At 66.3% G+C, this 13995-nt stretch carries 12 protein-coding genes; 2 read left to right on the top strand and 10 right to left on the bottom strand.

The genetic code is table 11. The features are described from left to right. Positions 1-49: 49 nt before the first annotated feature. Positions 50-1168 carry an acyltransferase family protein gene (locus AC07NN_RS14000; RefSeq protein ID WP_494641699.1) on the top strand — a complete coding sequence of 373 codons (1119 nt, stop codon included), beginning with the start codon at positions 50-52 and terminating at the stop codon, positions 1166-1168. A gap of 104 nt (positions 1169-1272) precedes the next feature. On the opposite strand, the gene recN is transcribed toward AC07NN_RS14000, so the two are convergent. The 3 genes from recN to lpxC all read right to left on the bottom strand — a co-directional run bounded on the left by recN (position 1273) and on the right by lpxC (position 4974). Next, positions 1273-2967 (bottom strand): DNA repair protein RecN, encoded by a 1695-nt coding sequence (recN, locus tag AC07NN_RS13995; protein ID WP_494641697.1) that lies wholly within the window; start codon positions 2965-2967, stop codon positions 1273-1275. Positions 2968-3051: 84 nt separating this feature from the next. After that, positions 3052-3984 carry an outer membrane protein assembly factor BamD gene (locus AC07NN_RS13990; protein WP_494641695.1) on the bottom strand — a complete coding sequence of 311 codons (933 nt, stop codon included), beginning with the start codon at positions 3982-3984 and terminating at the stop codon, positions 3052-3054. A gap of 93 nt (positions 3985-4077) precedes the next feature. Further along, on the bottom strand, positions 4078-4974 hold the full coding sequence (gene lpxC / locus AC07NN_RS13985) for a UDP-3-O-acyl-N-acetylglucosamine deacetylase (RefSeq protein WP_494641693.1): 897 nt from the start codon (positions 4972-4974) through the stop codon (positions 4078-4080). Positions 4975-5259: 285 nt separating this feature from the next. Here lpxC and AC07NN_RS13980 point away from each other — a divergent pair, with 285 nt between their 5' ends. Continuing rightward, the gene (locus AC07NN_RS13980) at positions 5260-7380 is read left to right on the top strand and encodes a S9 family peptidase (RefSeq protein WP_494641691.1); all 2121 of its coding nucleotides are present in this window, start codon (positions 5260-5262) and stop codon (positions 7378-7380) included. Between the two features lie 127 nt (positions 7381-7507). On the opposite strand, the gene AC07NN_RS13975 is transcribed toward AC07NN_RS13980, so the two are convergent. The 7 genes from AC07NN_RS13975 to yajC form a co-directional block, all read right to left on the bottom strand. Next, positions 7508-8641 (bottom strand): hypothetical protein, encoded by a 1134-nt coding sequence (locus AC07NN_RS13975; protein ID WP_494641689.1) that lies wholly within the window; start codon positions 8639-8641, stop codon positions 7508-7510. 387 nt (positions 8642-9028) lie between these two features. Continuing rightward, on the bottom strand, positions 9029-9742 hold the full coding sequence (locus tag AC07NN_RS13970; protein ID WP_494641687.1) for a squalene/phytoene synthase family protein: 714 nt from the start codon (positions 9740-9742) through the stop codon (positions 9029-9031). 82 nt (positions 9743-9824) lie between these two features. Continuing rightward, positions 9825-10439, bottom strand: coding sequence for a urate hydroxylase PuuD (locus AC07NN_RS13965; RefSeq protein ID WP_494641685.1), 615 nt, complete (start codon positions 10437-10439; stop codon positions 9825-9827). Between the two features lie 96 nt (positions 10440-10535). Continuing rightward, positions 10536-10889, bottom strand: a complete 354-nt coding sequence (locus tag AC07NN_RS13960; protein ID WP_494641683.1) for an Mth938-like domain-containing protein — start codon at positions 10887-10889, stop codon at positions 10536-10538. Continuing rightward, a complete protein-coding gene (secF, locus tag AC07NN_RS13955; RefSeq protein WP_494641681.1) occupies positions 10889-11836 on the bottom strand; it encodes a protein translocase subunit SecF in 948 nt (315 codons plus the stop codon). Before secF ends, AC07NN_RS13960 begins: the two co-directional genes overlap by 1 nt. Positions 11837-11847: 11 nt before the next feature. Beyond that, positions 11848-13449, bottom strand: a complete 1602-nt coding sequence (gene secD, locus AC07NN_RS13950; protein WP_494641679.1) for a protein translocase subunit SecD — start codon at positions 13447-13449, stop codon at positions 11848-11850. Positions 13450-13592: 143 nt separating this feature from the next. Further along, positions 13593-13898, bottom strand: coding sequence for a preprotein translocase subunit YajC (yajC, locus tag AC07NN_RS13945; RefSeq protein ID WP_494641677.1), 306 nt, complete (start codon positions 13896-13898; stop codon positions 13593-13595). Positions 13899-13995 lie beyond the last annotated feature (97 nt).

The raw sequence follows: 13995 nt of genomic DNA, 5'->3' as shown, positions 1-13995 counted from the left end.
GGCGAAAACTGGCCCAGGCCTTGCGGTGTAGGGCTTGAAGGAGTTCGCCATGTTCAAAGCCGGCACAGTTCCCAGCCTGCCCATCCTGTCGCGGGACGGTCCGCTGGACGCCCTGCGCTTCCTGGCGGCCCTGTTCATCGTGCTCTACCACGTGGCCGAGCGGGCTCCGGTGTCGCTGTTCAGCCTGAACCCGGCGTTCGGCCGCGGCTATCTGGCGACCGACTTCTTCCTGATGCTGTCGGGCTATGTGCTGGCGCGCACCTATGGGCCGCGCGTCCTGAATTCGGATGTCGACACCCTGGGCTTCCTGAAGCGCCGCGTGCAGCGCATCTGGCCCTCGCACCTGGTCATGCTGGTCCTGTTCGTCGCCTTCTTCCTGGCCACCAGCGCCATCGGCCTGGCCCCGCAGAACCCGCAGTGGTTCCGGTGGGATCAGTTGCTGCCTCAGGTCTTCCTGGTCCAGGCTTGGTTCGCCCCCGGCAACTCGGGCTGGAACATGCCGACCTGGACCCTGTCGGCCCTGGTCGCCGCCTACGCCCTGTTCCCGATGGTCTGGCGCCAGATCGCGAAGGCGAAGTCGCCATTGCTGCTGCTGGCCATTGGCGTCGCGGCCTATCTGGTCGTCGATTTCGTCGCCGACTTCATCTTCGGCACGCCCGGCTACCAGCTTCCCCTACGCTTCGGCCTGATCCGGGGCGTGCCGCTGTTCATGATGGGCCTGCTGGTCGCGCGCCTGCCGGTCGGCGAGATGGCCCGCCGCCACGCCAATGACTTGGCCGTCTTCGCCCTGATTACGGTCCTGGGCCTCCAGGCGTTCGGCAAGTTTGACCATCTGAGCCTCGCCCTGCTGGGCCTGCTGATCTACGCCGCCGGCGCCTCGCCGACTCATACGTGGCGCTGGGCCGGCGCGGCGGGCCGCCTGTCGTTCTCGCTGTTCCTGACCAACACGCTGACCGCCATCGTCTGGCTGGGCGTGGTGCGGGTCGTCGAGCAGAAAATCGGCCTGCCGTCCGCCGTCGAATGGGCGCTGTGGGGGGCCACCATCCCGGCGGCGATCGTCGTGGCCTGGCTGTTCGAGCGCCTGGTCGATGCGCCGCTGCAGCAGTGGATCAAGACCCACCAAGCCCGCAAGCCGCTAGCCATTAGCGCCACGCCGGTCAGCGCCTAGGAACCGAAACCTCGCCCTTCGACGAGCTCAGGGTGAGGTTCCTACCGAGCCGTCGTGAAAAGTAGTCCTCACCCTGAGGCTGTCGAAGGGCGAGGACGGCCCCTCTAGGCCATCAAGGCCCGCGCGGCCGCACGAGCGGCCTCGGTCACCTCGGCGCCGGACAGCATCCGGGCGATCTCTTCCTCGCTCTGGGCGGGGGTCAGGGGCTCGACCTTGGTGCGAGTCGAGGTGTCGTCGCCGGACTTGGAGATCCGCCAGTGGGCGTCACCCCGCGCGGCGACCTGGGCCGAGTGGGTCACCACCAACACCTGGGCGTTCTTGGCCAGGCGCTTGAGGCGCAGGCCCACCGCGTCCGCCACGGCCCCGCCAACGCCCTGATCGACCTCGTCGAAGATCATCAGCGGCTGCGGACCGCCGCCCCGTCCCGCCAGCGCCGCCTTCAGCGCCAGGGCGAAGCGGGCCAGTTCGCCGCCCGAGGCGATGGCTTCCATGGGTCCGAACGGCGCGCCGGGATTGGTCGAGATCTCGAAGGCGATGCGGTCCAGGCCGTTCGGTCCCGCCCGCTCTTCGGGCAACGCCTCGACGGCGACGCGGAACCGGGCCTTCTCCAGCTTCAGCGGCGTCAGCTCGGCTTCGACGGCCGTGGCCAGGGCGTCGCCGGCGGCGCGGCGTTCGGCCGACAGCTGCTCGGTGGCGTAGAGATAGCCCTCGCGCGCCTCGGCGGCGTCCTTGTCGGCGGCCTTGAGGGCGTCCTCGGAGGTCTCGATGGCCTGCAGGCGAGCAGCGAACTCGGCGCGCTTGGCGGGCAGGTCCTCGACCAGGACATTGAGCTTGCGGGCCATGCCGCGCAGGGCGAACAGGCGCTCCTCGGCCTTTTCCAGGCGGTCGGGCTCGAACTCGAAGGACTCGGCGACCGCATCGATGGCGGCGCTGGCTTCCTGGGCCTCGACCAGGGCGCGGTCGACGGCGTCGCAGGCGGCCTGCAGGCGGGTCATGGCCGCGCCATCGGCCGGCGCGCCGGCTTGCAGGGCTCGTTCGCGCGCCCGATCCAGGGCGCGGTAGGCCTGGGCCAGTTTCCCAGAAAAGTCGCCGCCCAGGATGTCCTGGGCCGAGGCGACGTCGGTGATCACCTTTTCCGCCGAGCTCAACAGGGCTCGTTCCTCGGCCAGGCCGGTCTCCTCGCCCTCGCGGGGATCCAGGCGGTCCAGTTCGGACAGGCGGAGGGTCAGTTCCTCGGTCTCGGCGGCGGCGCGGCCGGCGAGGTCGCGCAGTTCGACGGCCTTCTCGCGGGCGGCGCGCCAGGCGCTCCAGGCCGAGGCGACGGCGGAGAGGCCGACGCCGCCGAACGCGTCCAGCAGGCCGCGATGGGTCTTGGGGTCCAGCAGGCCGACGGTCTCGTGCTGGCCATGGACCTCGAGCAGCAGGCCGCCCAGGTCCTTCAGGACGCCGACGCTGGTGGCCTGGTCGTTGACGAAGGCGCGGCTGCGGCCGTCCGGCGACAGCTGGCGGCGCAGGACCAGGTCCTCGTCGCGGCCGTAGTCCAGGCCCTTGTCGTCCAGATAGGCAAAGGCGGGGTGGTCGGCCGGCAGCGCGAAGATGGCGGTCGCCGAGGCGTGGCCCGCCGCCCCTCGGCGAACCAGGCCGGCATCAGCGCGCGCGCCAGTCGCCAGGCCCAGGGCGTCAAGGATGATCGACTTGCCGGCCCCGGTTTCGCCGGTCAGCGCGGTCAGGCCCTCGCCGATGGCCAGGTCCAGGCTCTCGATGAGCACGACGTCACGGATGGAAAGGCCGATCAGCATGACGCGCAAGATCGCCGGGAATCAAAGTTTTTCAAAGGGGCAAATGAGAACGGAACAGGCACAGACCTGTTCCGTCGCTCGCATCTACATGCCCAGGACGCCCATCAGGCCGCCCTTTTTGGCCTTCTTCTCGCCAGGAGGCGCCAGGGTCGTATCCTTGTCCTTGGTCAGGATGCGCTCCAGCGCATTGCGCTTGGTGCCGGCCTTCAGCGGCTCGACGGCGGGCTTCAGGCCGTTGTCGTTCAGCAGCTTGTAGGCGTCGGCGTACCAGCGGTCGCCCGGGAAGTTGTAGCCCAGGACGGCGCCGTTGCGCTTGGCTTCCTCGAGCAGGCCGAGGGTCATGTACGACTCGACCAGGCGATAGAGCGCTTCGGGCGTGTGCGACGTGGTCTGGTGCTTCTCGATCACGGCCTTGAAGCGACCGATGGCGGCCAGGGTGTTGCCGTTGCGCAGGTACCAGCGGCCGATGGCCATTTCCTTGCCGGCCAGCTGGTCGTTGACCATGTCGATCTTCAGGCGGGCGTCGGTCGCGTACTCGGTGTTCGGGTAACGCTGGACGACGTCGCGCAGAGCCGCCAGGGCCTGCTCGGTGGCGGCCTGGTCGCGGTTCACGTCGACGATCTGCTCGAAGTAGCAGATGGACTTCAGATAGTAGGCGTACTGAGCCGACGGGTTGCCCGGGTACAGCGAGATGAAGCGGTCGGCGTCACCGATGGCCTCATTGTACTGGTTGCCCTGGTAGTGGGCGTAGCCGGTCATCAGGATCGAGCGGCGCGACCATTCCGAATAGGGGTGCTGACGCTCGACTTCACGGAAATAGTCGACGGCCTCGTTCCAGCTGCCACGGTCCAGGCGATCGGCGCCGGTGGAATACAGCAATTCGACGGGACGCTCTTCGTAGGCGAGGGTCGGCTTCTTGGCCTTGCCGGCGCAGCCCGCCACCGAAACGGCGACGAGGACAGCGGCGATAGTGACGGCCGAACGTCCCGAGAAAATACGAAGCACGGAGTCTCTCACCTTCGAAGCAAACGCGCGCCCCTGCGCCGTGAAAGGCTTCTACACCACGCCGCCGAAGGCGCAAATGCGAAGCCAAACACGAAAGGGGTTCCCCTAAACCGCTTCGGCTAGTTCCGGCGCGAGAGCGCGCAGGCGCCAGGCGCGCGGCTGGGACAGCAACGCTCGAACCACGGCGTTATTGAGGCCGTGACCGGCCAGAACGCCTTCGAAGCGGCCGACGATGGCCTTGCCCAGCACATACAGGTCGCCCACGGCGTCCAGCGCCTTGTGGCGAACGAATTCGTCCGGGCGGCGCAGGCCTTCCGGGTTCAGGACGCGGTCGCCGTCGATGACCACGGCGTTCTCCATCGAGCCGCCGCGCGCCAGGCCGATGGCGCGCAGCGCCTCGACGTCGCGGACGAAGCCGAAAGTGCGGCAGTCGGACAGTTCCGAGCGGAACGATTCTTCGTCGACGGCCAAATCCACGGCCTGACGACCGATGGCCTTGCTGCCGAAATCGATCTCGAAGGCGACTTCGAAGCGGTCGGCCGGCAGGAGGCTGGCGCGCTTGTCGCCCTCCTCCACCGTGACCGGCGACAGGATCTCGATGTACTGGCGGACGGCTTCCTGCTTGCGGCGGCCGGCGCGGTCCAGGATCTGGACGAAGGGCTCCGACGAGCCGTCCATGATCGGCACTTCCGGACCGTCCAGCTCGACGATGCAGTTGTCGATCGACAGGGCCGCCAGGGCCGCCATCAGGTGCTCGATGGTCGAGACGCGCACGTCGTCGACATTGTTGATGACCGTACCCAGCTGGGTCTGGCAGACCGACTCGACGGTGACGGGGACACGGTTGTCACGGTCATGCACATCGGTCCGCACAAAGATGATCCCCATGTCGGGGGCCGCCGGGCGCACGACGACGCGCACGTGCGCGCCCGTGTGCAGGCCGATCCCCGCGAAGATCACCGGTCCTGCGACCGTGTGCTGAAAATAACCCGAAGCCGACACTAGAGACCCTTATCGTTCGATGGACGACTCTACGGTCGCCCTTTCGCCCCGTCTTAGCATGTAGGAGCGATGCTGCGTCGCGGCAAAGCAAAGTCTGTTTCGGATTGTTACGCGCTAAGCGACTGACTTTATTTCACTTTTATTACACAGACGCACACGCGGCAACAGAACGTCGATCGACGATCCGTGCTCGGGAATCTCATGCCCAGTTCCCCTAGGCGGCGGCGAAAAGCAGGGCTAGGCTCCGCCGCCAAAGGGATAACCGTTTCCGGGAAATTGGGTTTCATGATCAAGAGCTTGCGTCTCGCCGCCTCCGTCGTCGCCCTCGCCGCCGCCATGGCCGGAACGGCCCATGCGCAGGCGCAGCAAGCGCCGCCGGCCCAAGCCTCCACTGCCAAGGCCCACGTCTTCACCGCCAAGGACATGGCCAGCCTGGACCGTCTCAGCGATCCGCGCGTCTCGCCGGACGGCCGCTACGTGCTCTACGCGGTGCGGACCATGGACTATCCGGCCCAGAAGGCCTCGATGTCCCTGTGGATCGCCGACCTGAAGGCCAGGATGGCGCCGCGCCGGCTGAAGATCTCGGACGGCGGCGCCTCGAGCGGCCGTTGGAGCGCCGACGGCAAGACCATCTACTTCTCCTCCAGCCGCGCCGGCGGGACCGAGCAGGTCTTCAAGACCGATGTAGCGGGCGAGACTGCGACGCAGGTGACCTCCGCGCCGTTCGACGTGCAGGCTTACCGGGTCGCACCGGACGGCAAGGCGATCGTGGTCGGCCTGGCTGTGTTCCCCGACTGCGCCGACCTGACCTGCACCGAGGCCCGCCTCGCGGCCAAGGGTTCGACCAAGGCCACGGGCGTCGTCTTCGACCGCCTGTTCGTTCGCCATTGGGACACCTGGAACGACGGGACCAAGAACCACCTGTTCGCCTATGGCCTGGACGCCAACGGCGTGGCGGCCGGCCAGCCGATCGACCTGATGAAGGGCTTCGACGGCGACACCCCGACCAAGCCCTACGGCGGCGACGACGACTTCGTGGTCAGCTTCGACAGCAAGCTGGTGATCTTCTCTGCCAAGGTCGCCGGCAAGGACGAGCCCTGGACCACCAACTACGACATGTGGGGCGTGCCGCTGGACGGCTCGGCCAAGCCGACGAACTACACCGCCGACAACAAGGCCTGGGACACTCCGGGGATCGCCTCGCCGGACGGCAAGCTGATCGCCTATCGCGCCATGAAGCGCCCGGGATTCGAAGCCGACCGTTTCGGCGTCATGATCTATGACGAGACGACCCAGAAGACCCGTGAACTGGCCCCAACCTGGGACCGCTCGGCCGACGCCATCGCCTGGAGCCGTGACGGCAAGACGATCTACGCCACCGCCCTGGACGTCGGCCAAGGCAAGCTGTTCGCCATCGACGTGAAGACCGGCAAGGTCACGCCCGTCACCGGCGACGGCCACGTCACCGCCTTCGACGTCGGCCCGACCGGCATCGTCTACGCCTCCGACTCGCTGAAGAGCCCGTCCGAGCTCTACATGACCGTCCCCAAGGGGCCGCCGGTGAAGATCGCCAGCGTCTCCAGCGAAGCCCTGAAGGACGTCGTCTGGGGCGAGCCCGAGCAGTTCGCCTTCAAGGGCTGGAACGACGAGGAGGTCCACGGCTTCGTCGTGAAGCCGGCCAACTTCGATCCGGCCAAGAAGTATCCGGTCGCCTTCCTGATCCACGGCGGTCCGCAGGGCTCGTTCAGCAACAGCTGGTCGTACCGCTGGAACCCGCAGGTCTACGCCAACGCCGGCTATGCCGTGGTCATGGTCGATTTCCATGGCTCGACCGGCTACGGCCAGGGCTTCACCGACGCGATCAGCCAGCACTGGGGCGACCGCCCGCTGGAAGACCTGCAGAAGGGCTGGGCCGCGGCTCTGGGCAAGTACAGCTTCCTGGACGGCGACCGCGCCTGCGCGCTCGGCGCCTCGTACGGCGGCTACATGATCAACTGGATCGCCGGCAACTGGAACGAGCCCTGGAAGTGCCTGGTCGATCACGATGGCGTCTTCGACACCCGCTCGATGGGCTATGCCACCGAAGAGCTGTGGTTCACCGAGTGGGAGAACGGCGGAACGCCGTGGCAGCCGAACACGACCTACGAAACCTTCAACCCGGTGCTGCACGTCGACAAGTGGACCAAGCCGCAGTTGGTGATCCAGGGCCAGCTCGACTACCGCATCCCGGTGGAACAGGGCCTCTCGGCCTTCACCGCCCTGCAGCGCAAGGGCGTGCCCAGCAAGCTGCTGTACTTCCCGAACGAGAACCACTGGGTGCTCAAGGCCCAGAACTCGGTGCAGTGGCACAAGGAAGTGCTGGACTGGCTGGACCAGTGGACGGGCAACAAGCGGCCGGGGAAATAGACCGCGCCATCCTGGCTATCCCGGACGGCCCGCGCGGCTGGTCCGGGATAGCCAAAGGGTATCGAGGGTTCGAATCCCTCGGTCTCCTGCTCAGGCATCGACCGCGTTTGGCGATACCTCGGCAAATCTAGTCACAAAGGTAGTCAGCGGTTTCGACAGCGACCTTACGTCCGCCCGACACGCTAATTACGAAGCCTTCATCGGCGACGCCCCGGTACATGCATCCCGACGGAACGGGAACGCGCGACGTGCCTCGCAAATCCTTGTCGGCGAGATACCCGCCCTCTTTCCGCCGTTTGACCTCCACAAAATCATACTCGCCCCGCCCGATCCGCGCGCCTAGCGGCAAGGATTGGCGCGTACGGATGACGGTGATGTCCTTCTTCTTGGGATCCTGTTCAAGGTGCGCGATGGCCTCGTCGAAGCAGTATCCCTTGAGCAGCATGGCCTCCTGCCCACAGTAGCCGCCTGGCTCGACCAGAATACGGGCTCGCCCCGTCGCGCTGACGCGACGCACGGTTGCCGCAACGGGACCCGAGCTTGGCGCGGCCTGTCCCGCCGGACTCGCGCCGGGGCTATTTTGGACAGGGGCCGCGACCTGATTGCTGGAGGGCGAGGTCGGCCGCGCAAAATTGTTCGCGACTTCGCTGGAAACGGCGGAATGTCGGAAAGACATCTCTATGCCGCCGCGATCGTTCAGCTCCTCGCCTACGAACGAGCTTCGGTCGCATCGGCCCGTATAGGTACGCCCCATTCCGACCAGGATCGTACAGCTCCCATCCATGGCAACGCCATGCGCGGGCAGTGAGCCGAACTGGTTGCGAATGTTCCCCTCGAGATAGCCATTCGAATGGCTAAGGGTGATCACCTCCTGAAAGGCGTAGTCACCTTCAGACATGCGAGCGGTGCCTGCATAGGTCAGGGAAGTCGGCAGGAGCTTGTCGCTCAACTTCAGGCGCTCGCGCCCGCTGGCGGCCACGACGACCATCATTTCCGACTTGCCGAGGAACTTCTTCACCCCGCGAAATGCCGTCGCAGAGCAGGCGCCCCGATAGGTATTGCCACCGAACTTTAGCTCACAACTGCCATCGCGGTACTTTCCGGTCAGCGGCCAGGAGCCACTCGCGCCTTGTCGCAAGGGGAAGAAGTCCACCTTGCCCGACAACTGGCCTGTCGCATCCAGATTGGCTTGAATATCGAGGAAGCGACTTCCCTCCGTGTTTCCCGTCAGAATTCCAAACCATTGCTGCGTCGGCTGCATCGCCCCGACGAGTGACACGGGCGGCAGGGTGGGAGCAGGTGGCGGAGGAGCGGGGACTACCCGGCTCGCGTTTGCACCAGCTTTGCTCGGGCGTGTCTGCGCCACCGCCAGGTCAACGGGAAGGAATAGAACGGCGGCGAGCGCGGGAACGATCAAGACAGAGCGCATGAAATACCGCCTCTCGATTTGAACTCGCGACACCACCTCACCGGTACACTTGGACCGAACGACCGTTGCCGATCGCTATTGTGCCCCGTCGGCGCCCCGCTCAACAATTGGAGGTTGCCGAGCTCACCCCTTGAACGTCAAGGGATCAGTTGCGAGTTCGAATTGTCGGGTCGATCCGTTCCTCGGAGAGCTGGTCGTAATGACGGATAGCCTTGAGGCCTAAAGCTTCCCCGTCGCCACCGCGAACGTCAGCCGCGCCTTCTTCTCCAGGTCGCCCATCTCGCGGCCTGTGACGAACGGCTTGGCGAGGGCGGCGGTGGCGATCGCTGGGAACGCCGCCACGGGCAGTCCTCTCACTTCTTCCCGCGCGTCCTTGAGCTGTTCCGCCACCCGCCGCGCCATATCGGCCTGTGTCCAGTCCTCCGGCAGCCGCGAGCGGCCGGCCTGCTTCAGCCGCCAGAGGCCCGCCAGGCCATAGGCCCGCGCCGCGCCCTTCACGGCGTGGGGATCGGCGGCGGGGTCCAGGCGACGCGCGGCCAGCACGGCCAAGGCGCCGGCCGTGCCGTCGACATAGGCCAGCACCGCCGCCTCGTCCCTCAGCGGGCCTTCGTCCAGGTCGGTGAACCGCGCCTCGGTCAGGACGGCCAGGGCGTTCGGATCGAAGGTCGAGGCGGCCAGGGCCTCGACATTGGGATGCTTGCGCGGCGTCTTGCCGGCCGCGATCTCTTTCATCGCCTCGCGCCACCAAGTGATGCGGATTTCGCCCATCAGGGCGTTGGTGACGCCGCCCGCCACCCGGGCCAGCTCGTAGTTCAGGCCGTACAGCGCGATGACGTCGGCCCGCGCGGCGGCGTCGCCGATGAACCGCGTGGCCAGCCAGCGGTCCGGATCGAGGCGGCGGACGAGATCGTCGAGGGTTTCGGTATCGGCCATGATCTGGGAAATGGGGTCTTCGAAACAGAAAAGGGCCCGTCGAGATGACGGACCCTCCCCTTACAGCAATTCTCGGCGGTGTTTAGCCGAAGATGGTCTGGTTCATCGCCATGGTGGCCAGCATCGGCAGGCTGAGCAGCGTGTTGGTGCGCGAGAACAGCATCGCCATCTTGGCCGCCTTGGCCTTGGCGTCGGCGTCGGCCTCGACCAGGCCCAGGGCGATCTTCTGGTTCGGCCAGATGAAGACCCAGACGTTGAAGAACATCACCGTACCCAGCCACATGCCGGTGCCGATGAAGGTAAAGCTCATGTCGACGCCGGGCGTGTAGCCGCCCGCCAGGCCCAGGGTCGCGGCCTCGACCAGGTAGCCCCGGCTGAAGGCCAGGATCACGCCCATGACCCAGGTGAACAGGGCGGCCCAGCGGAACCAGAACAGCGCTTCGGGCGCGATGTACTTGCTGACGGCCGGCTTCAGCTCGGCCGGAATCTGCGGCATCACGCGGATCTGGACGAAGTTGAAGTAGTACAGCAGCCCGATCCACAGGATGCCGAACATCACGTGCAGCCAGCGGAAGACGGCTTGCAGGAACACTTCGCCGTGGCCCTGGGGCCCGTGCGAGTAGCCAATGATGATCACCAGCGCCAGGACGAAGCTGACGATGATGGTGTTGCGGAAGTTGGAAAGCAGTCCAGACATTCGGTTTCCCCCTCGGATCCCTATTGCTTGAGCGGGACCATACGGGGTTTTCGAGAGTCGGGTAAAGTTCGGGGAACGGAGGTCTTTTGGACCTCGCTAAACCGCGATCAGCGCCGCCGCCAGGCGACGGCCCTCGCTGGCCAGCACGTTGTAGGTGCGGGCGGCCGCTTCAGTGCTCATGAACTCCAGCCCCACGCCCGCCGCCTTCAGGGCGTCGCGGACGGCGCGTGGCGGCAGGGCGTTGACGAGGCCCGTGCCCAGGAGGACGAACTCGACCGTGCCCTCTACCGCGAAGACTTCGGCGAAGGATTCAGGCGTCAGTTCGGAGAGGGCCGAGATGGCCCAGTCGCGCGGCTGATCGTCGATGATCAGCAGCGAACCGGGCCGCCAGTCGCCGGCGACCCGAAAGCCGCCGCCGCCCCAGGCGTCGATGGACGGCGGCTGACGCATTACGGGCGCGAGGCTGCGCCGAACTTGATCGGCGTGGCCTCTTCGTCGCCGCGCTTCACGCCCCAGACCAGGATTAGCGGCAGGGCGATGTAGATCGACGAGTAGGTGCCGATGATGATGCCGAACACCATGGTGAAGACCAGCGGGAACAGCACCGGGCCGCCGAACAGCATCGTACCGCCCAGGGCCAGCAGGGCCGTGGTGCCGGTGATGATCGTCCGCGACAGACGCTCGTTCTCCGACAGGTCGATGATGTCGCGCAGCGGGGTCGTCTTGTACTTGCGCAGGTTCTCTTTCAGACGGTCGAAGGTGATGACCTTCTCGTTCATCGAGTAGCCGATGACCGTCAGCAGGGCCGCGATCTCGGTCATCGAGAACTCGATGCCCACGACCGACAGCAGGCCCAGGGTCAGGACGATGTCGTGGATCACGGCCACGACCGCGCCCGTGCCGTACGACAGGCCGAAGCGGAACCAGATGTAGCCCAGGGTCAGCAGCAGGGCGACGCCGAGGGCCTTGAAGCCGGACATCAGCAGTTCGCCCGAGACCTTGGCGCCGACTTCCGAGCGGCTGACGACCTTGAGATCGGGGAAGCGCTTCACCAGCTCGGCCTCGACGTGCTTGGAGGCGGCGGTCGCCGCCTCGCCTTCGGCCGGGCGGAACTTGACCATGGCGGCGTTCGGCGAGCCGAAGCCCTGGACCTGGCCGTCGTGGGCGCCGATCTGGTTCAGGGCCACGCGCAGCTCGGCCTGGGGCACGGGGCGCGGCATGGCCACTTCCAGGGCGACGCCGCCCTTGAAGTCGATGCCCAGGTTCAGGCCTTGGAAGACCAGCGAAACGATCGCGCCGATGATCAGCAGGGCCGAGAAGACGGCCGCGACCGGCGCCCACCGCACGAAGCGGTAGTGGGTCGAACGCGGGATGTAGCGGATGAGGGGCCAACGCATGGTCGGTTCTCCTATGCGATCGGCAGCTTCTTCGGCTTGGTGGTCTTGAACCACCAGCCGATGAGCACTTGGGTGATGAAGATGGCGGTGAACAGCGACGTGAACACGCCGATCACCAGCGTCCAGGCGAAGCCCTTCACCGGACCCGAGCCGAAGCCGAACATGATCAGGCCCGAGATCAGGCTGGTGATGTTGGCGTCCAGGATCGAGGTCAGGGCCAGTCGGTAGCCGTGGTCGGCCGCGGCCATGGGCGTGCGCCCGGCGTTGGCCTCGTCGCGCATGCGCTCGTAGATCAGCACGTTGGCGTCGACGGCGACCGCCAGGGTCAGGATCAGGCCGGCGATGCCCGGGAAGGTCAGGGTCGCCTGGGTCATCGACATGATGCCGATGATCAGCAGCACGTTGACCACCAGGGCGATGGCCGCGAAGCCGCCGAACAGGCCGTAGGCAAGGATCACGAAAACGAACATCGCCAGGGCGCCGATGGCCAGCGAGATCGAGCCGGCCTTGACGGCGTCGGCGCCGAGCTCGGCGGTCACCGTGCGCTGGTCTTCGACGTTCAGCGGCGCGGGCAGAGCGCCCGAACGCAGCAGCAGCGACAGTTCGTTGGCGCTGTCGACCGTGAAGTTGCCGGTGATGACCCCCGTGCCGCCGGTGATCGCGCCGTTGATGACGGGAGCCGAGATCACCTTCTTGTCGAGGACGATCGCGAACTTCTTGCCGATGTTGCGGGCAGTGGCGTCGCCGAACTTGCGCGCGCCCACGCCATTGAAGGCGAACTGGACGACCGGCGAGCCCGACTGCGGGTCGAATTGCTGCTGGGCGTTGGTCAGTTCCTCGCCCGACACCAGGGCGCGCTTCTTGAGCACATAGTACTGGGCGTAGCGGTCCTCGCTGGGCACCACTTCCGAGCCCGGCGGGATGCGGCCCGCCGCGACGTCTTCGGGCGTCACCGTCTCGTCGACCATCTGGAAGGTCAGCTTGGCGGTCTTGCCGATGACGTTCTTCAGCTTCTCGGGATCGCTCTCGCCGGCGGCCTGGATCATGATCCGGTTGTCGCCCTGGCGATTGATCGAGGGCTCCTTGGTGCCCAGGCTGTCGATACGGCGACGGATCGTCTCGATCGACTGCTCGACCGCCTTGGCGGCGTCGGCGCGGGCGGCTTCCGGCACGAAGCTGACTTCGATGCGCTGGTCGCCCTTGCCCGCGACGGTCACGTCCTTGCCGCCGATCACCCCGGCCAGCGGCGCGCCGAGGTTCTTGCGCAGCAGGTTCAGAGCATCGTTGTAGCGCGCGGCGTCGGCGATGCGGACGCTGACGATCTCGCCCTGCTGGGCCAGTTCGCCGAACTGGATCTGCTCGTTGCGCAGCTGGGTGCGGGTGTCTTCCACCAGGTTCGACAGACGCTCGCGGTGCAGGGCGTCGGTGTCGACCTCATAGAGCAGGTACGAGCCGCCTTGCAGGTCGAGGCCGAGGTTCAGCTTCTTGTGCGGCAGCCAGCCGGGCATGGCGTCCACCGTGCTCTGCGGGAGCACGTTGGGCAGGGAGAACAGAATGCCGAAGATCACCGACAGGGTGACGGCGATGATCTTCCAGCGGGAGAGAGTCAGCATGGATCGGGACTTTTCAGGCGGCGTCGCTACGAACGCCTCGAGATAGGGTTTCTAGAGCGTGATAGCCGAAAGTGTGAGCGGTTTCGGCGACCATCACGCTCCAGATAAAGGGCCGAGCCTGCCTCGCAGGCTCGGCTTACGCCTTAGTTCTTGGCGTCGTTGGCGGCCGCCGGCTCGCCCTTGGCGCGGACTTCGGTGATCATGCCCTTCAGGACCTTCACCGTGACGCCCTGGGCGATCTCGACGCCCACTTCCTTGTCTTCGACGCGGACGATCTTGCCCAGGACACCCGAGGCCAGGACGACGCTGTCGCCGCGCTTGATGTTGGCGAGCATGTTCTGGTGCTCCTTCGCGCGCTTCTGCTGCGGGCGGATGAGCATGAAGTAGAACAGCACGACCATCAGGAGGATCGGCGCGAGCTGAACGAGCTGGGCAGACATATTGGACATAAGAGCTCCAAGAAAACCGGTAAGGCGCGCCGCCCAGGGGAGCCAAGCTCATAGGGTCGCGCCAAGTCGGCGGAAGCTATGCGTTCGCCTCCCCTTT

It is taken from the genome of Caulobacter sp. GW821-FHT09H08, assembly GCF_059415885.1.
This window is presented reverse-complemented; position numbering and strand designations above follow the sequence as displayed.